The organism is Pseudarthrobacter sp. KH_020_B (assembly GCF_057840185.1).
This window is the reverse complement of record NZ_CM174506.1, coordinates 384,932-402,668: the sequence shown is the minus strand read 5'-3', so window position 1 is coordinate 402,668 and position 17,737 is coordinate 384,932. Positions and strand designations below refer to the sequence as shown.

The following is a 17,737-nucleotide window of genomic DNA, read 5'->3' as shown; positions in this document are numbered from 1 at the left end:
TCGTTTTGGGGGGATGTGTCAGTTGAGCGCGTGGACGGCTTTGTCGATCGCGGCGACAGCCTCATCGATGACGGCCAGGCTGGTTGCATACGAGATCCGGAAGTACGGCCCGAGCCCATACGCGGAGCCCGGAATGGCAGCCACGGACGCCTGGTCGAGCAGGTAGAGCACAAAGTCCTGGTCGTCGCGGAGAACGGTGCCGTCCGGCGTCGTCTTCCCCAGTACACCGCCGCAGTTCACGTACGCGTAGAAGGCGCCCTCCGGCGTCGAGCATGACAGCCCCGGGATCGCGTTCAAACCTGCGACGGCGGCGTCCCGGCGGCTGCGGTACACCTCGCCGTTGGCGCGGATGAAGGACTGGTCCCCCGTGAGGGCGGCCGCGGCCGCCGCCTGGCTGACGGACGACGGGCACGAGGAGATCTGTGACTGCAGCTTGTTGATGGCACCGATCAGGCCGGCCGGACCCGCGCCGTAGCCGAGCCTCCAGCCCGTCATGGCGTACGCCTTGGAGACGCCGTTGATCACCAGGACGCGGTCCTTCAGTTCGGGAGCCGCTTCCACGAGGCCCGTCAGCTTGCCGGCACCGAAGTAGATCTGGTCGTAGATCTCGTCGGTCAGGACAAAAACGTGTGGGAAGCCGGCCAGGACGTCCGCGAGCGCACGCAGTTCGGCGCGCGAGTAGACAGCCCCGGTGGGGTTGGAGGGGGTGTTCAGGATCAGCCACTTGGTCCGGTCGGTGATGGCACCGCGCAGGGCTTCCGGGGTCAGCTTGAACCCTGAGTCCTCGCCGCAGGGGACGACCACGGGCCGGCCGTCATTGGCCAGGACCATGTCCGGGTACGAGACCCAGTACGGCGCCGGAATGACCACTTCGTCGCCTTCGTCCAGGGACGCCATAAATGCGGTGAAGATGACCTGTTTGGCCCCGCCGCCGATGGTGATTTCGTTGGCCGAGTAGTGCAGCCCGGTGTTCAGCTCCAGGGTCTGAAGGATGGCCTTCTGCAGGGCAGGCGTACCGGTGACCGAGGTGTATTTGGTTTCGCCGTCGGCTATCGCCTGCACGGCCGCAGCCTTGATGTGTTCCGGCGTATCGAAGTCCGGCTCCCCTACCGTGAGGTCCAGAATGCTGCGTCCCACGGCTTTGAGCTCCCGGACCCGGGCAGCAGCGGCCACGCTTGGAGACGATTTGATGCGTGAAACACGCGATGCAGGCACGAATTCAGACATGTTCTCTTCCAGTGGTTCATCAGTGAGGGGACTTTGCGTCATTCGAGCCTATGGACTGCAGGCGGCTGTGGATAAGACGTATTCTGCGTGGGCGGATAAGGAAGCCTTATGGCCCTTGCACCACGCAATTCACTTATTGCCACACCGGATATAGGTATTTCCCGGGGTCCGCAGACACGCCTAGCGTTGTGCGTACCGTTCAAGGGAGAGGAACCGATGGCCCGCCACCAACCAGCAGCGGCACGGGACGGCGGGACCATCCGGCGTCCGGTGCGACCCTCAGGCAGGGGAGGCTACCGCTATCGAGGCGATCAACGCCGACAAGCAGCGGATCAGCAGCGGGTGGAGTTCAGCCGGTTGCTCACGGATAAGCAGGGCGCGATCCGCTTCCGGTCGAGCCGGCTCCGGGCTCTCGGGGCAAGCCTGAACCAGTTGGTTGCCCAGGCTCTGCGGGACGGTACTCCGGTGGCGGACCTGGCCCGGATAACCCACCTGTCCACCCTGGCGGTGCGGCGGACCGGCCGCGCGTTCGACGATCTTCAGCCGACGGGACTGGCCGCGGCGGAGCACCTCGGGGCGATCTCGCGCGTGCTGCTGGAACTGACGGCCGTGGAGGACTCGAAGGCAGCCGTTGAAATGGAACGCCTGCACCTGCTCGCCGAGGCCAGCAAACAGCGGATTCTGGACGAATTTGAGCTGGCATCCCTGACCGGGCTCAGGCCTGAACAAATCAGGAAAATGACCCGCGGGATACCGGCGCCCGCCCGGTACTAAGGTGGTCACCGCGGTTGTTCCTGCGGGTCCGCACACGGCGCGGACCCGCAGGAAAAGAAGCTAGACCAGCGTGGCCTGTGCCGGCACGGGCTCCAGCGGCACGTGCCGCACGGCGCCCTTGTCTGCCGAGAGCGCGAAGGCCGCGTAGGCCCGCAGCGCCGGTGAGACGGCGCGCTCACGGTTGCGGGGCCGGTAGCCGGTGGTCGCTTCCAGCAGTGCACGACGGCGGTCCAGTTCGTCGTCGGACACTTCCACGGTGATGGAGCGGGCGGGAATGTCGATGGAAATGGTGTCCCCGTTTTCGACGAGCGCGATGGCTCCTCCCGCGGCAGCTTCCGGGGAGATGTGGCCGATCGACAGTCCCGAGGTGCCCCCGGAGAAGCGGCCGTCGGTGATCAGGGCGCACTTTGCGCCGAGCCCCAGGCCCTTCAGGAACGACGTCGGGTACAGCATTTCCTGCATGCCGGGGCCGCCGCGGGGCCCTTCGTAGCGGATGACAACAACGTCTCCGGCGACAATCCGCTTGCTCAGGATGGCCTCCACAGCATCGTCCTGTGATTCGAAGACCACGGCCGGGCCGGAGAACTTGAAGATCGATTCGTCCACGCCGGCGGTCTTCACCACGCAGCCGTCCACGGATATGTTGCCCCGGAGCACGGCCAGGCCGCCCTCCACGGTGTGGGCGTTCTCCACGGAGCGGACGCAGCCGTTCGCGTCGTCGGTGTCCAGGGTGTCCCAGCGCTCGGACTGGGAGAAGGCCGTGGCGGAGCGGACGCATCCGGGGGCTGCGTGGAACAGTTCGACGGCGGTGTCGGTGGCCTTGCCGCCGCGGATATCCCAGTCGTCCAGCCAGGAGCGCAGGTCCGGGCCGTGTACGGAGCGCACATCGTGGCGGAGCATGCCGCCGCGGTCCAGTTCGCCCAGGATGGCCGGGATGCCGCCGGCGCGGTGGACGTCCTCCACGAGGTAGTCGCCGTTGGGGGCCACCTTGGTGAGGCAGGGGGTGCGGCGCGAGATCGCGTCGATGTCTTCGAGCGTGAAGTCCAACTCGGCCTCCTGCGCCGCGGCCAGCAGGTGCAGGATGGTGTTGGAGGAGCCGCCCATGGCGATGTCCATGGTCATGGCGTTCTCGAACGCGGCACGGCCGGCGATGGCGCGCGGCAGCACGCTTTCGTCGTCGTCGGAGTAGTACGCGTTGGTGATGTCCACGATCGCTTTGCCGGCGTCCTGGTACAGGTCCTTGCGGGCCGTGTGCGTGGCCAGTGTGGTGCCGTTGCCCGGCAGCGAGAGGCCGAGCGCCTCGGTGAGGCAGTTCATCGAGTTGGCCGTGAACATGCCCGAGCAGGAACCGCAGGTGGGGCAGGACGTTTCCTCGATGCGCAGCAGGTCCTCGTCGGAGACGGAGTCGTTGACGGCGTCGGCGATGGCGGAGATCAGGTTGAGGCGCTTGCGCACTGTGCCGTCCACCAGGACGGCGGTGCCGCCCTCCATAGGGCCGCCGCTGACAAAGACGGTGGGGATGTTCAGGCGCATGGCGGCCATCATCATGCCGGGGGTGATCTTGTCGCAGTTGGAGATGCAGATCAGGGCGTCGGCGCAGTGCGCGTTGACCATGTACTCGACCGAGTCGGCGATCAGGTCCCGGGAGGGCAGCGAGTAGAGCATGCCGCCGTGGCCCATCGCGATGCCGTCGTCCACGGCGATGGTGTTGAACTCGCGCGGGATGCCGCCGCCCTCGGTGATGGCCTCGGAGACGATGCGTCCCACCGGCTGGAGGTGCGTGTGTCCGGGGACGAATTCGGTGAAGCTGTTGGCGACGGCGATGATCGGCTTGCCGAAATCGGCTCCGTTGACGCCGGCGGCGCGGAGCAAAGCGCGTGCGCCGACCATGTTGCGGCCATGGGTGACTGTTCGTGAACGTAGTGGAGGCATTAAACCAGTCAACCAGTGGCGGGCAGACGGCGGAAGACGGTGCTGGTACTAGTAGTGGCAGTGCTAGATTTCTGGGATGAGTGATGAACGAAGGCAGGAGCTGGGGCAGTTCCTGCGCGACCGGCGCGGGAACCTGGTCCGCGCGGAACTGGGGCTGCCGCCCATCGGGCGCAGCCGCACGCAGGGACTCCGCCGCGAGGAAGTGGCCTCGTTCGCCGCTGTCAGCGTCACCTGGTACACGTGGCTGGAGCAGGGCCGGGAAATCAACGCCTCCCGCCAGGTACTCGAGGCCATTGCGCGGGTGCTTCGCCTGACAGGTGCCGAGCAGTCCTACCTGCTGGCCTTGGGCGGCTACGCTGCCGTGCCTGCCGCGGACATGGCCATCATCGAAAAAGCCCCTTTACACCTGCAGCGGCTCCTCGATGCCCTCGACTTCCCGGCTTTCGCCGTGGCCCCGGACTGGGGAATCGCCGGCTGGAACCAGGCCTACGCCGGCCTCTATTCACGGATCGCGGCCGTGGACGCGGCCGACAGGAACCTGCTGTGGCTGATCTTCACAGACCCGCACCTGCGCGAGATGCTGCCCGACTGGGAAGAGACATCACGCCACTTCGTGGCCGAGTTCCGGGCAGAGGCAGGCGCACGGCTCGGATCTGCCGCCCACACCGCACTGATCAGCCGGCTGAGCCAGGCCAGCCCGGACTTCGCGAAGCTCTGGGCGGACCGTGGCGTGGAACGGTTCGCCTCCCGGCAACGGGTGTTCCTGCATCCGGTGCTGGGCGAACTGGTCTTTGAACAGCACCGGCTGGTGCCCTCGGACGCGCCTGAGCTGCACCTGGTGATGTACACGCCGGTGCCGGACGGTCTCAGCTCCCCGTAATCACCAAGGCAACGCTGTGGCCGCCGAAGCCAAAAGCGTTGACGAAGCCGGCGGGGGCGGAACCGGGCGCCAGCGTGTGGGCCTTCTCCGTCACGACGTTCAGGTTCACCTCGGGGTCAAGCGCCTCGATGTTCACCGTTCCCGGGAGCTGGCCGGTCTGCAGGGCCTGGACCACCACGACTGTGGCGAGCGCACCGGCGCCGCCCAGCAGGTGGCCGGTGTGGCCCTTGGTGGAGGTCACGGGCACCTCGGCACCGAAGATGGCGTTGATGGCCTGGGCTTCAAGCCGGTCCCCCACTGGCGTGGACGTGGCGTGGGCGTGAACGAAGCCGATTTCCGAAGCGTGCATTCCGGCTGACTCCAGGGCCTTCTGCATGACCCGCCGCTGCATTGCCGGGTCCGCGGCCACGATGTCGTTGGCATCGGAGGTTACCGCCCCGCCGGCCACTGCGCCGAGGATGGCGGCGCCGCGTGCACGGGCGTGGGCTTCACTCTCAAGCACCACAATGCCGGCGCCTTCCGCGAGGACAAAACCGTCGCGGCCGCCGTCGAACGGGCGGGAGGCGCGCTGGGGTTCGCCGTTGCGCGTGGACAGTGCCCGGATCTGGGAGAACCCCGTGATCACGAGGTCGTTGACGGAGGCGTCCACTCCGCCGGCAATCACGACGTCGGCCGCTCCGGAGCGGATCATTTCGGCACCTTGGACAATTGCTTCGGCGCCGGACGCGCAGGCGCTGACAGGGGTCCGGGCTCCGCCGCGGGCGCCGAGGTCGATGGAGACCCAGGCCGCGGGGCCGTTGACCATCAGCCGGGTGAGGGTGTGCGGCGAGACCCGGCGCGGGCCGCCGCTGGCGAGCGCACGGTCCTGTTCGAGGGTGGAGCCGAGGCCGCCGTACGCCGAGCCGATCACCACGGCGAACCGTTCGGGGTCGACGTCGGGCGCCCCTGCCTGCTGCCACGCTTCGCGGGCAGCCACCAGCGCCAGTTGCCCGCACCGGTCCATCCGCTTCAGCTCGCGCGTGGTGAGGTGCACCGTAAGATCCGCGGTGACCTGCCCGGCCATCCGCACGGGCAGCTGCTCCGCCCAGGCCTCATCCAGCGCGGCAATGCCGGATTGTCCCGCCAGCAGGCCGGTCCAGGTCTCCGCCACAGAGGAGCCGAGCGGGTTGCTGGTGCCGGCGCCGGTGATCAGTGCGCGGGGTTGGTCTGCATGCATTGGACGCTACTTTGCGGGGTTGTGGGTGCCGATAGGCACAAGGGTCAGGTCGGGGTGGTTCTTCTCAATCCGGCGCAGAGCCCAGACGTCGGTGAACAGGGCGAGGTATTCGCCGTCGGACCTCAACAGAACCTCAGCGCCGGGCACGTTGGCGAGCGCGGGCATGGCGTCCGCCGTCGAAATCCTGGCCATGGAGTACGGCAGGCGTTCCAGCCGCATGGGCGCGCTGAAGTCGTGCGCCATGCGGTCCTCCACCACTTCGAACTGCATGGGGCCGACGGCGGCAAGCACCGGCGCCTGGTCGCCGCGGACGTCGGAGCGGAGCACCTGGATGACGCCCTCGTGTTCGAGCTGCTCGATGCCGCGGCGGAACTGCTTGAACTTGCTGGGGTCCTTGGACCGGGCCACCTGGAAGTGTTCGGGGGCGAACAGCGGGATGGCCGGGTACTCCACCGCACCTTCGAGGAAGAGGCTGTCGCCCACGCGCAGTGTGGAGGCGTTCACCAGGCCCACGACGTCGCCGGGGTAGGCCTCATCGATGACCTCGCGTTCGCGGCCGAAGACCTGCTGGGCGTACTTGGTGGCGAAGGACTTTCCGGTGCGGGTCTGGGTGACCACCATGCCGCGTTCAAAGATGCCGGAACAGACACGGATGAAGGCGACGTGGTCGCGGTGCGCTTTGTTCATGCCGGCCTGGACCTTGAAGACAAAGCCGGAGAAGGACGATTCAACCGGGCGCGGGCTGCCCTCAACGTCCGGCCGGGGCGCGGCGGGCGGCGCGAAATCCACCAAGGCGTCCAGCAGTTCCTTAACGCCGAAGTTCAGGGCGGCGGAGCTGAACAGGATGGGGGTGGCGGTGCCTGCATGGAAGGCTTCGACGTCGAATTCGAGGTTGGACTCGATGACCAGGCCGGCCTCGTCCACGGCGTCGGTCCAGTTGCTGCCCTGAGTCTCCGCAGCCTCGTCGGGCGTGAAGTACTCGGTCAGTGCGATGCTGGCGCCGGAGTTGTTGCGCTGGAAGCGGGCAAAGCGGTCCTGGCGGAGGTCCCAGACGCCGCGGAAGTCGCCGGAGATGCCCACGGCCCAGGTCAGCGGCATGGGCTGCAGGCCGGTGCGCTCGGTGAGCTCGTCCATCAGCGCCAGCGCGTCCAGGCCGGGCCGGTCCCACTTGTTGATCACGGTGATGATGGGCAGGTTGCGCTGCTTGCAGACCTCGAACAGCTTCATGGTCTGCGTTTCCAGGCCCTTGGCGGCGTCCACGAGCATCACTGCGCAGTCGACGGCGGCCAGGACGCGGTAGGTGTCCTCGGAGAAGTCCGCGTGGCCGGGGGTGTCCAGCAGGTTGATGACCGTGTCCCGGTAGGAGAACTGCAGCGCCGCGGAACTGATGGAGATGCCGCGGTCCTTCTCCATCTGCATCCAGTCCGAGACGGTTTCCTTGCGGTTGGCCTTGCCGCTGGAGGCGCCGGCGGTGCCGATGACCTTCGCGTGCAGGGCCAGGGCCTCGGTGAGGGTGGACTTGCCGGCGTCAGGGTGCGAAATGACAGCAAAGGTCCGACGCCGGGCCGCCTGCTTGTGAATCTCGTTGACCCGGGCGGGGCTAAGGACATCTTGGGACACGGTGCTACTTTCGCTGCGATGGGGTTACCCCAAGGCGCTCGGCAGGCCTCAAGGGGAAGCATGGCTCTGTGACAGCCAAGTTCCAAGTTTATCGCAGCGGCGGGCTGGCTCCGAAGGTGACAGCTTGCCGCCCCCGAAACCAGCAGTTCAAGACTGCGAAACCCCGCACGGCCAACTTCATGTGCTCCATATGGCGGCAGCCGGTGCCGAAGGTGTGATGGGCGGAATTTACGGTCTTCGTGTTTGCCTCGGGCGGGTTTCCGTTCAGGCGGGTGCGTCCTGGAAAGCACGAACCTCGACCCGGGCCGCGCACGCACTGGAGGCCTCTTTGGCCCACTCAAGTGCGGCATCGAGGCCGTTGGCCTCGATGACCCAAAAACCGCCGAGGTATTCCTTCCCCGGGGCATGCGGCCCATCGGTCACGACCGGCGCGTCGCCGGTGTTGTCGACCGTGGTCGCCGTCTGGATGGGGTGCAGGCCGCCGGCGAATACCCAGGAGCCCTCGGCGCGGAGCTTGTCATTGAACGCATCGACCGCGTCCAGGATCGGCTGGATCACGGCGGGATCCATGGTTTCCATCGTCGGAGCCTCAGCGGTGTCGTGACCTACCGAGATCATGTACTGTGTCATTTCGTTTCTCCTGCCGGGTGTCGGTTCAGGCGGCTGCCTGTCACTCTAGTCCGGAACACGTACGCGCCGATAGGTGTGGATTTTGCCAAATTATTGCGGCGTTCTTTCGACTTTCCACGACGGCGCCAGGGCAGCGCGTTACGTCATATGAGGAACCCTCAGGAGGCAGATGGGTACGCGAACGACTTCCACTTAAGCGAGGAACGGGCCGCCGAATGCTTCGATCACTTCGAGGTCCCGACACGGGAGGAAGCACCGTTGACCGTCATCTCCGGCACTTGGCGCCCATAGACTTCAGAACACGTTCTGATTTAGTGTTGATACATGAGCGCAGCAACAGAATCACGAAAGACCTTCCAGTCTTCCAAAACCCCAGTGACACCCCAGCCCTTCAAGACCCGGACGTCGTTCCAGTCTTCTGAACTGAGCCGCTCCTCCGCTGATGTTTTTGCAGCAGCGGCAGACCACCCTGTCCGGGTCACCCGCCGTGACGGCGAGTCCCTCGTGCTGATGTCCGAGAGCGCCGATGCGGCACGCATTTCACTACTGGAACTTGCAGCCCAGCTCGTTGCAGTCTCAACAAGCACGGAGGGAACGCTTGCACACCGCATGAGCGACCGCTTCCCGTGGATGCTTGCCCTGAGCCCAGCGGACCAGGAAACTTGCGCCGATGACGTCCTGGCGGCAGCGAGGGCGTCCTTTGCCACCAATCAGCCTCATCTGGCCATTGCAGAACTGACCTCATGGCGTGAGACTGCTACGGCCATCGCAGCCGGCCTCGGCAAGGAACCCGTGGAGTGGCTCGACGACTCGGAAGCGGTCGAGCGTCCGTAGAGCATGGCTAAGAGTGAGAAGGTTGAGCGGAGGACGAAGAAGAGTGAGTACGAACTTCGGTTTACATCTGTCCAGGCGCGGCGTGGCTGGACAGATCTGAAAGCCACGATCAGGAATCCCTTGGTCGATGCCTGGGATTTTCTGACGCACACCCCGGAGCAGATAACACCCTTCAACTACCCTCTACGCGGTGAGCTGGGTGTTGTGAAAGCGTGGTGGGGCGACCCATGAGCGGTGGCAGCACAAGCCCACCCTCAAGGGAGATGCCCGCATCTGGTTCTACGTCGTGGATCAAGTGGTCTTTCTGGAGCAGGTCCATACAAGCCATCCCAACGAGACCAAGCGTTGAGTGATCACGCATCAACGAACAGCACGGCCAGCTCTGACCACGGGACGGTGTTGCGCGAGCGCCGGTAGGGGAATGCTCAGCGGAACGCGGCAGAAGATATCAGTCGGCAGTCGGCTCCTCGTCGTTGGCGACAGCCTCGATCCAATCCACAGCCTCGTCGGAAAGCTGGAGACCGTCTACTGATTCGCCAGCCCACCACGCAGAATCGGTCGTGCCGCCCGTAACCGCCATGATGTCGGCGATGACATGCGGCGGCAGCGGCTCGCCGTTGTGCTCAATGAGCCAGTTGCGTGTTTCCGCATCGACCAGAGGCCACCACTCGAGGATGTTCATCAGCGCAGTGTTGCACCGACGAAGTCGTATGTACAGATTCCGCCGTGGCGCTTGATGGTTCGCGTGCTGCGCCTCAGCCCCCAATTGCTCCCAGGGCTTGTTCAATCGAGTCCCGGCTCGCCACTGGAGGTAATCGGTCCGCCTTGGTAGCTTTCAACGCATGGCTATCAAAATTGAGAATGTGGGTATCGCTGTTCGCGATCTCGAAGCAGCAATCGCCTTTTTCACTGATCTCGGACTTATGGTCATCGGCCGTGACACGGTCAGCGGGGAGTGGACTGATACCGCCGTTGGACTTGATGGTAATCACGCCAACATTGCGATGCTTCAGACCCCGGACGGTCATGGTCGAATTGAGCTCTTCGAATACATCCATCCCAAAGCGATCGAGTCGAGCCCGACTCGTCCCAACGACATTGGCATGCACCGTGTGGCCTTCTCGGTAGACGACATCGACAGGGCCCTTGAGGTAGCTGCGAAGCACGGATGCCATCCGCTACGTGGGGTGGCGACCTATGGCGACGTCTACAAGCTCACGTACCTCCGCGGCCCCAGTGGAATCCTCGTGATGCTCGCCGAGAAACTGAAGAAAGACTGACACCCAAATCGGCCCAACTAACCTGTGTTGCTAGGCCTTAGGGCCGCAAGGCTGTCCGATAGGCGAACCGACCCGGCCGTTATTGTTTGTTATAAAACCGTCCAAAAATAACAATCGATAAAGTGGAGAGAGCATGCAGCCGAGTCCCTACACGCCAGGCGAAGTCGCCACCACAGTACCGGGCCGGGCGACCCCAAATCGCCGAGTTCGATGAACGCCTCTCCTACCTGGTTGACCTGCACCGTTTCATCGGTCGCATCCGAGTTGACCACGCTCCGCGAGGGCTCGGCAAGACCTCCTTGTTACGCCAGTACCAAATTCGAGCCAAGGAACGCGGTGTGCTCGCCGTGTGGGTGACCGCGGGAGAGGACGTCGGCCTCATTGCACAGATTGCCTCAGCAATCCGCCAAGACACGCAGACCTGGCGCGGTGAAACCCGCACCAAACTCCACAAGATGCTCGAAGCCCTGACCGTCAGCGTCGGGATCCCCGGAATCGCCAAGGCGGACGCGACGATCCGCCGCCAGCCGGTCGAGACGGCACCCGTCGGGGTCCGCGAATTCGAAAATGTCATCCGGACAGCAGCCGGATCCGATGAGAACACCGGGCTGATCCTCCTCATCGACGAGATCCAAGCAGCCGACCCAGCCGGCCTGCGCACCCTCGCCTACGCCTGGCAGCATCTCCAAGCCGAAGGTGCCGACGTGCCGGCCGCGGTCTTTGCTGCCGGTCTGCCGGACGCACCCGAGAAAATCTCCTCCGTGGTCACCTTCACTGAGCGCATCGCCTACCGACCCCTGCAAATCCTCACCCCCGAAGCCGAGGAGATCGCCATCAGCGTACCCGCACGGAAAATCGGTGTGACTTGGCAGCCCGATGCACTGCACGAAGCTCTGGAGATTGCCCGTGGATACCCATATTCGGTTCAGCTTATTGCTGACGCTTCCTGGTCCGCCGCCGGTAGGCCGGATCCCGGAGCCACGATCAGCCTCGACCACGTTCGGCACGGAGGCGAGGCCATGAAGGTCGACCTTGAGGCTCTTTTCCGCGCGCGATGGGCGAACGCCGCTCCACAGGAGCGCGGGCTGATGTCGGCAATGGCCGCACTCGGCGACGCCTCTGTTAAGCGATCCGACGTCGCACACCAGATGAACGTCACAACTGCCAGCCTCTCGATGCCCCGAGCACGACTAATCGATAAAGGATTCATTCAAGCTGCGGAACGCGGCGAGTTGGAGTTCACGATTCCCGGATTCGCGGCCTTCATCCGCACCCTGGACTACTGACTGGAAGTAGACCTACGCTCACACCTCCCTGACCCGTTTCGGCAGGTTTGAATTATGCAACGAGTTTTGAGCGGCTTGGCGCCCCGGGATTCCGCGGGTGCTTGTGACTGTTAGCTTCGTTTCGCGGTTAAATCGCAGCTTGAAATGGCGGTTTTGCCGTTCCGTTTGCGGAACCCTCAACGGGACAGTCCTCACCGGAATCGCGTGAATGAGGCCAAACATCCGGTACTGATCGCGGTCCCCGCCCGAGTTACATCGTTAACTGCTGGACTACGGCCGGGATATACGACAGGGTGCTGAACAGCGCCAGGGTTGCAAGCGCGTACCCGATAGCAAGGGCAACAATTGCCAGCCACCGACCCCTTTCGCCTCTTAGTTTGATCTGATTGAGCGAAACGTGTCCGGCTCCCACAGCGAAGACGGCAAGAACCCCGACTCCAAATAGCCAGACTCCAGATGCAGCAATGGCCGATAAGAAGATGGCCGCCACGGCAAGTTTGTTCAGCCGACCAGTTTCAGTGCGAGCCGGCATCGTAGGCGTACTCATTTGGGTCCCCCAACCTTGTTCTTGTTAGTAGGAACCGAGTCTAGCTTTGTCCTTCGACAGACGATGTGAAGATCTCGTACGCCTCTCCCATAGGAGCGGGAAGAGAACATGCCTTGGCCTTATCGAACGCAGAACTCGTCCGTCCCTTTGGGGAACGACCTGCGGGACGCGCACAAGTCCCTCGAACTGCTCTCACTCGTCCTTCTCAGGCTCCGCATGACTCTTAAGTGAGGGGGTCGGCCCGCCCGTCTGCTCCGGCACGTCGCTTCGGGCTTGACCGTCCTGAACGAAAGTAATCCTGATTTGGCTCCCCCGTTCAAGGACCGACCCTGCGGAAGGATCTTGGGAGGTCACCCAGAACAGCCCCGGCCACGTACGCGAACGGAGCCCCGGCCCGTCAGGGTTCCCGGCTGCGAGACCAAACCCAATGTTCGCCGCCGTCTCTTGTGCAATATGCACAGGCTGCCCAACAAGATCGGGAACAGTCAGCGTCTGACGTTCAACCATCTCTGCATCTCCTTTGACCTGAACAGCTAGAACGGTGAACCAAACCTTCTTCCCACCAGAATACGGCCGGTGGCTCAGCCGGGACTCTCACCGGCCCCCGTTTAACATGGGTCCCATTGAGGCTGTGATTTACCGCCAAACTGAGCTCAAAATCAGATTGACACTCACCAAGGGGTGAATCTCGAAGTCGTCCCGGTAGTCGGTGGATGGCCGTCTGTTACGCGTCGCGGTGTTTGGCGGTGGGCGCGTCTCTGGCGATGACGATGCAGGTTTTTCCGGTGGTGTCTTGATTTAGTGCCGTCGGCGGCGTCAGGCTGACGATGTCCGGATAAGGCGAACGGCCCGGCGTGAGGTTTCGAAGGTCCACGCCGGCCGTTCTGACGCGTAAAGGCCGCGCCGATGCTCACGGTAAGTCATGAGGCTGTCTCTGTCGAGTGGGATCTGGCTGGCGGGCGGTTGGCCTGTCCGGGGTGCAGGGGCAGGCTGCGGCCGTGGGGCTGGGCACGGGAACGGCTGATCCGGCACGGCACCGGCACGGACCTGGCCCTGGTGCGCGGGCGTCCGCGCCGGGGGCGATGCGCGGATTGTTCGGCCACGCATGTGCTGTTGGGCGTGGATCTGGCGGCCCGGCGGGCCGATACGGCCGAAGTGATCGCCTCCGCCATCGAGGCCAAGGCTTCCAGCGGGGCAGGGCACCGGGTGATCGCGGCGTGGCTGGGCCGGCCGGCGTCCACGGTGCGCGGCTGGCTGCGCGCATTCGCCGCTTCCGCCGGCCCGATCGCCGAAGTGTTCACCGCCCTTTCCCACCGTGACGGCGCGGACGCGGCCGGACTCTGGCCCGCGGCGGCCCCGGCACCGGCCGGCCGGGCGCTGGCTGCGGTGGCGGCGTATGCGGGCGTGCTCGCGGCCCGGTTTTCTGTCGCCACCGTGGCGTGGCAATCGGCAGGGCTCGCCGTTGCGGGTCCGTTCTTCTTCAGCGCCGGCCGATGGCAGGACCGGGTCCAACACGAGCTGGCCCTTATGCCTGGTTCCCCGGGCGGTAAGGGTGGGAGGAGCGCCGGCTGATCCTGCCGGGGCCATCGTTTCCTGACCTCTTGAAAAGGACAATGACCCATGACGGAATCCGAGCCGCACCGCGGTCCCCTGGCCCGCAAGGACCGGGCGGAAAAGATCGCGTTGTTCCGCTATCAGCTCATCCGCGATGCCGCGGACACGTCGCTGACCTCCCGCCAGCGCGGGCCGATGGTCCGCGCCCTGGCCGCCGCAGAGCACACCGGCCCGTCCGGGCAGGCCGTGCGCTACTCCCGGGAGACCCTGGACCGGTGGATCAGCGCCTGGCAGCGGGAGGGATTCGACGGACTCAAGCCGCGGGAAAGGGCCGCCGGCCCGGTGACCCCGGAGACCGTGCTGTCACTGGCAGCGACGCTGAAGCTGGAGCGTCCGCACCGCACCGCGGCCCAGGTGCGGCGGATCATGGCCGAGACCCTCGGCGACGCGCCGTCCGAGTCGACGCTGCTGCGCCACTTCCGCACCCTGGACATCCCCACCGGCACGCCCGCGCAGGCCACCGGCCGGTTCGAAGCCACCCGGCCGAACGAGATCTGGGTCGGTGACGGGCTCCACGGGCCCCGGATCGGAGGCCGGAAAACCTACCTCTTCGCGTTCCTGGACGACCACTCCCGCCTGGTCACCGCGGCCCGCTGGGCGTTCGCCGAAGACGCCGTCAGGCTCTCGGCCGCGCTGCGCCCGGCCCTGCAGACCCACGGAATCCCCGACGCGGCCTATGTCGATTATGCCGACCTTCGCGTTATGCCAACGTTTTCTCGTTGTCCCTGTTCAGCGAGGTGAGAGGGGCGGATTTGTCGGCATAATCAGAGGGCCTCGAGGAAGGCCAGGATCGGGTCCGGAGGACGATAGCGGCCCGGGGCGGTGTCCGCTGGCGTGACGCGGGCGATGGCTCGTTCCTTTTGCGACATGTCCGCGTGCAGGTAGGCGTTGGTCGAGGAGACTTGCGAGTGGCCCAGCCAGAGCGCTATGACCGTGACGTCCACCCCGGCGAGGAGAAGCCGCATGGCCGCCGTATGGCGCAGGGTGTGGGCGCTCACGTGCTTCGTCCTCATCGATAGGCAAGTTGTTCCTGCCGTGGCGGCGTAACGGGTGATCCGATGTTCGATGGCGTCACGGCTGAGTTTCCTGCCGGTGCTTGCGGGGAAGAGCGGATCCGCAGGCGACCCTCCGCGTTCACGCAGCCACGCCCGAAGAACACTAACGGTGGAGGGCACGAGCGGGGTGCGCCGCTCTTTCCGTCCCTTCCCGATGCAGTGGATGTTCGCCCCGGCACCCAGAGACGCATCGGCGCAGGTGAGCCCGGCGAGTTCCGAGATCCGCAACCCGGTCTGGATGGCCAGCAGGATCATGGCGTGGTCGCGCCGCCCGGTCCAGGTGTCCTTGCTGCACGAGTCCAGGAGTGCGTCGACCTCGGCTTCGTTGAGGAAGGTCACCAGGTTCCGGTCGAAGCGTTTGGGCCCGATAGCGAGCACACGTTGGATTGAGGCTGCGTGCTCCGGGTGCCGCAGGGCCGCATAGGTGAAGAGCGAATGGATGGCGGCCAACCGGTTGTTGCGGGTCCGCACGCTGTTGTGCCGGTCCGCTTCCAGATGGGTCAGGAAGGCGGCCACGAGAGGGGCGTCGAGGTCGCCGATATCGAGTCCGCTGGGTGGTTTATGTAGCTTATCGCTGGCGTAGCGGAGCAGGAGCCGGAAGCTCGTTCGGTAGGCATCAATGGTGTGGGGGCTGGCGCCACGCTGGCCAAGGAGCCGGTCGGTGAAGAAGGCCTGCAGGGTGGGGGCCAGCGCGGTCATGACCGCGCCCCGAATCGTCGGTCCAGCCGTTCGGCGGCCAACACCATCAGTTCCGGGGCGGCTGAGAGGTACCAGTAGGTCCCCGCTGGGCTGACATGGCCGAGATAGGTCGACAAAACAGCCATGCCGGCGCCAACATCGGCTCCGGCCCGGTGCCAATCGATCAGGGTTTGGACGGCGAAACTGTGCCTTAGATCGTGGATGCGTGGCTTCACGGTGGCGGTACGCAGCCCGATCCCGGTCATGATGTCGTTGAAGGTGTGCTCAACGCTGCTTGTGCTCAGACCGGTTCCCGCCGGCGTGAGGAAGAATGCCGCGGTCCGGGGCGTGGGGCAGAGCCTGTCCCGGCGTTGGGCGTAGGAGGCCAGAGCTGCCGTGGTGCTCGGATGCAGCGGAACCAGCCTTGCCCATTCGAATTTGGCATGCCTGATCGTGAGCACGCCGGTGCTGAGGTTGACGTCCTCGCGGTTGAGCCCGAGCGCTTCCCCGAGCCGTATCCCCGTCACGGCAATGAGACCGAACAGGGTTTCGTGCGTAACGGCCCGCAGTTCCGGGCGGAGCTGCCCCGCCCCGTCCAGCAGGGCACCAATCTCCTCGGCTGACCAAAGGTATGGGGTGGGCCGTTGCTGGCGGGCACCGAACACATCCAGTGGCGGGATTTCCGTTGCAGGGTCGATGCTTTTCAAGTAGCGAGCGAACCCGCGGACAGAGCCGAGCCGGTGGGCCCAGGTGATGGGCTGGACGCCCTGGCAGTCCCGCGCCCAGGCAATGGCCAACTCGCTCGTTAACACGGTGGCGCCGGACGCCTCGAGGAAGGCCACGAACCGGGGCAGGTCATAGCCTTCCTGCCTGAGCTTGTAGCCCAGATCCCGCCGGAGTCTGAGGTAGTCATTGGCATGGCCGAGGAGCTCTCCCATCACCGTTCACCTCCCGGCCATGGCCGGGCCAGGGCCCGGAGCCCATCAATATCCAGACGGGCGTAGAGGGCGGTGCTCGTCAGGCTCCCATGCCGGAGCACCTGGGCGATCTCGGGCAGGGGAACGCCGGAGTTGACCATCTCACAGGCCAGGGTATGGCGCAGACGGTGTGAACCGACCGGGGCGAGTCCGGCCCGGTGGCAGGCTCGGCGCACAACCAACGAGATCCCGCCCCGGCCCAGGGCCTCAACGGGCGCCAACGATCGCAGGAAGACCGCCCGATGAGAGGTTCGCGGGCGTCCCCGCCGGAGATAGCAGGTAATCGCCTGGCCCACATCAACGGGGATCGGGAGCCGGTCATCACGGCGGCCCTTTCCATGGACCACGACCAGCCCCGCGCGCCAGTCGATGTCCTCGAGGCTCAGCGCGGCGACCTCACTGGCCCGCAGGCCCAGGCGGAGGAGGATGACCAGGATGGCATAGTCCCGCCGGCCCTCGTTTTCCCGCCGGTCACAGGAATCCAGGAGCCTTCGGGCATCCGCGGCGCTGATTCCCGCAGCCAACGGTGAACGGCGGCGTCCGGTAATGGCAAGGGCAGCTCCCGAGAGGTCGGTGGAGACCAGTCCTTCGGTGAAACAAAAGCGCAGGAACGAGCGCACGGCCACTACGAAGAACTGGGTGGAACCGACCGAGACCTTCGCGGCTTCGGTGCGCACGGCATCGGTCACATCCTTGGTCCTCAGATCGGCCAGGGCGCCCGCTGGCGTCTGCTGGGCTAGGAATCGGCGGGCCCGCAGCACGTAGGCGGCCGCCGTGCACTGGGCCAGTCCCCGCTCGGAGAGCAGGAACTTCTCGAACGAGGACAGGAGCACATCGATCGGCGATCCCGGCACAGGCGCCTCGATCTCGGCCTGGACCACGCCTTGTTCAACGAGGACCTCGATCATGGTGTTGAAAACGCGGGGCGGATACGGCGAAATGCGCCCCGCGAAGTGTCTGGCCGCGACGAACTGGCGGACGCACCCGCCCGTCACATCCACAGCTGTCATTGACCGTTCCTGAAGCCAGCGGCTCCAGTCGGCCACCATCCTCAGTTCACTGGCGATCGTTAACGGCGTGTAGCCCAGGTCCTTCAACTTGGATCTGAAAGCAGACGCGAACGGGGCCAACGGCCCCGTCATTCGGACCTTGCTGACCTTGGTTGCAGGCATGGCCATGACTTCCTC

At 65.3% G+C, this 17,737-nt stretch carries 19 protein-coding genes; 8 read left to right on the top strand and 11 right to left on the bottom strand.

Going from position 1 to position 17,737, the window contains the following annotated elements; all coding sequences use genetic code 11:
• Nucleotides 1–18: 18 nt before the first annotated feature.
• Nucleotides 19–1,227: an aspartate transaminase gene (locus tag AC3IT0_RS01940; protein ID WP_489322146.1), complete on the bottom strand. Its 1,209-nt coding sequence runs from the start codon at nucleotides 1,225–1,227 to the stop codon at nucleotides 19–21.
• 216 nt (nucleotides 1,228–1,443) lie between these two features.
• Here AC3IT0_RS01940 and AC3IT0_RS01935 point away from each other — a divergent pair, with 216 nt between their 5' ends.
• Nucleotides 1,444–2,001 (top strand): hypothetical protein, encoded by a 558-nt coding sequence (locus tag AC3IT0_RS01935; RefSeq protein ID WP_489322145.1) that lies wholly within the window; start codon nucleotides 1,444–1,446, stop codon nucleotides 1,999–2,001.
• 60 nt (nucleotides 2,002–2,061) lie between these two features.
• Here AC3IT0_RS01935 and ilvD read toward each other — a convergent pair whose 3' ends face one another.
• A complete protein-coding gene (gene ilvD, locus AC3IT0_RS01930; RefSeq protein WP_489322144.1) occupies nucleotides 2,062–3,933 on the bottom strand; it encodes a dihydroxy-acid dehydratase in 1,872 nt (623 codons plus the stop codon).
• Between the two features lie 76 nt (nucleotides 3,934–4,009).
• Between ilvD and AC3IT0_RS01925 the strand changes: the two genes are divergently transcribed.
• Nucleotides 4,010–4,813, top strand: a complete 804-nt coding sequence (locus AC3IT0_RS01925; RefSeq protein ID WP_489322143.1) for a helix-turn-helix transcriptional regulator — start codon at nucleotides 4,010–4,012, stop codon at nucleotides 4,811–4,813.
• On the opposite strand, the gene AC3IT0_RS01920 is transcribed toward AC3IT0_RS01925, so the two are convergent.
• From AC3IT0_RS01920 to AC3IT0_RS01910, 3 genes are all read right to left on the bottom strand, one after another.
• Nucleotides 4,800–6,029: a beta-ketoacyl-[acyl-carrier-protein] synthase family protein gene (locus AC3IT0_RS01920; protein ID WP_489322142.1), complete on the bottom strand. Its 1,230-nt coding sequence runs from the start codon at nucleotides 6,027–6,029 to the stop codon at nucleotides 4,800–4,802. The two genes, AC3IT0_RS01925 and AC3IT0_RS01920, sit on opposite strands and share 14 nt — an antisense overlap.
• A gap of 6 nt (nucleotides 6,030–6,035) precedes the next feature.
• A complete protein-coding gene (locus tag AC3IT0_RS01915; RefSeq protein ID WP_489322141.1) occupies nucleotides 6,036–7,649 on the bottom strand; it encodes a peptide chain release factor 3 in 1,614 nt (537 codons plus the stop codon).
• A gap of 264 nt (nucleotides 7,650–7,913) precedes the next feature.
• Complete coding sequence (locus AC3IT0_RS01910) at nucleotides 7,914–8,279, bottom strand: YciI family protein (RefSeq protein WP_489322140.1); 366 nt, start codon at nucleotides 8,277–8,279, stop codon at nucleotides 7,914–7,916.
• Between the two features lie 324 nt (nucleotides 8,280–8,603).
• Here AC3IT0_RS01910 and AC3IT0_RS01905 point away from each other — a divergent pair, with 324 nt between their 5' ends.
• Nucleotides 8,604–9,113: a prevent-host-death protein gene (locus AC3IT0_RS01905; protein ID WP_489322139.1), complete on the top strand. Its 510-nt coding sequence runs from the start codon at nucleotides 8,604–8,606 to the stop codon at nucleotides 9,111–9,113.
• Nucleotides 9,114–9,116: 3 nt separating this feature from the next.
• Nucleotides 9,117–9,344 (top strand): hypothetical protein, encoded by a 228-nt coding sequence (locus AC3IT0_RS01900; RefSeq protein WP_489322138.1) that lies wholly within the window; start codon nucleotides 9,117–9,119, stop codon nucleotides 9,342–9,344.
• A gap of 217 nt (nucleotides 9,345–9,561) precedes the next feature.
• On the opposite strand, the gene AC3IT0_RS01895 is transcribed toward AC3IT0_RS01900, so the two are convergent.
• Nucleotides 9,562–9,795, bottom strand: coding sequence for a hypothetical protein (locus AC3IT0_RS01895; protein ID WP_489322137.1), 234 nt, complete (start codon nucleotides 9,793–9,795; stop codon nucleotides 9,562–9,564).
• Between the two features lie 160 nt (nucleotides 9,796–9,955).
• Here AC3IT0_RS01895 and AC3IT0_RS01890 point away from each other — a divergent pair, with 160 nt between their 5' ends.
• Both AC3IT0_RS01890 and AC3IT0_RS01885 read left to right on the top strand, forming a co-directional pair.
• Nucleotides 9,956–10,393, top strand: coding sequence for a VOC family protein (locus AC3IT0_RS01890; RefSeq protein ID WP_489322136.1), 438 nt, complete (start codon nucleotides 9,956–9,958; stop codon nucleotides 10,391–10,393).
• A 122-nt stretch (nucleotides 10,394–10,515) separates the two neighbouring features.
• Nucleotides 10,516–11,679: a DUF8462 domain-containing protein gene (locus tag AC3IT0_RS01885; RefSeq protein ID WP_489322135.1), complete on the top strand. Its 1,164-nt coding sequence runs from the start codon at nucleotides 10,516–10,518 to the stop codon at nucleotides 11,677–11,679.
• A 739-nt stretch (nucleotides 11,680–12,418) separates the two neighbouring features.
• Here AC3IT0_RS01885 and AC3IT0_RS01880 read toward each other — a convergent pair.
• A complete protein-coding gene (locus tag AC3IT0_RS01880; RefSeq protein WP_489322134.1) occupies nucleotides 12,419–12,733 on the bottom strand; it encodes a PASTA domain-containing protein in 315 nt (104 codons plus the stop codon).
• Between the two features lie 217 nt (nucleotides 12,734–12,950).
• Complete coding sequence (locus tag AC3IT0_RS01875; RefSeq protein WP_489322133.1) at nucleotides 12,951–13,100, bottom strand: hypothetical protein; 150 nt, start codon at nucleotides 13,098–13,100, stop codon at nucleotides 12,951–12,953.
• 32 nt (nucleotides 13,101–13,132) lie between these two features.
• Between AC3IT0_RS01875 and AC3IT0_RS01870 the strand changes: the two genes are divergently transcribed.
• Together AC3IT0_RS01870 and AC3IT0_RS01865 are read left to right on the top strand one after the other, a co-directional pair.
• Nucleotides 13,133–13,798: a hypothetical protein gene (locus tag AC3IT0_RS01870; RefSeq protein WP_489322132.1), complete on the top strand. Its 666-nt coding sequence runs from the start codon at nucleotides 13,133–13,135 to the stop codon at nucleotides 13,796–13,798.
• Between the two features lie 48 nt (nucleotides 13,799–13,846).
• Nucleotides 13,847–14,581, top strand: coding sequence for a DDE-type integrase/transposase/recombinase (locus AC3IT0_RS01865; RefSeq protein ID WP_489322131.1), 735 nt, complete (start codon nucleotides 13,847–13,849; stop codon nucleotides 14,579–14,581).
• A 23-nt stretch (nucleotides 14,582–14,604) separates the two neighbouring features.
• On the opposite strand, the gene AC3IT0_RS01860 is transcribed toward AC3IT0_RS01865, so the two are convergent.
• Genes AC3IT0_RS01860 through AC3IT0_RS01850 form a run of 3 tightly spaced genes read right to left on the bottom strand, consistent with a single transcriptional unit; the run spans nucleotide 14,605 to nucleotide 17,728 of the window.
• Complete coding sequence (locus tag AC3IT0_RS01860; RefSeq protein WP_489321638.1) at nucleotides 14,605–15,594, bottom strand: tyrosine-type recombinase/integrase; 990 nt, start codon at nucleotides 15,592–15,594, stop codon at nucleotides 14,605–14,607.
• The gene (locus AC3IT0_RS01855; RefSeq protein WP_489321639.1) at nucleotides 15,591–16,511 is read right to left on the bottom strand and encodes a tyrosine-type recombinase/integrase; all 921 of its coding nucleotides are present in this window, start codon (nucleotides 16,509–16,511) and stop codon (nucleotides 15,591–15,593) included. The genes AC3IT0_RS01860 and AC3IT0_RS01855 overlap by 4 nt, the downstream gene beginning before the upstream one ends.
• A complete protein-coding gene (locus AC3IT0_RS01850) occupies nucleotides 16,511–17,728 on the bottom strand; it encodes a site-specific integrase (protein WP_489321640.1) in 1,218 nt (405 codons plus the stop codon). The genes AC3IT0_RS01855 and AC3IT0_RS01850 overlap by 1 nt, the downstream gene beginning before the upstream one ends.
• Between the last annotated feature and the right edge of the window lie 9 nt (nucleotides 17,729–17,737).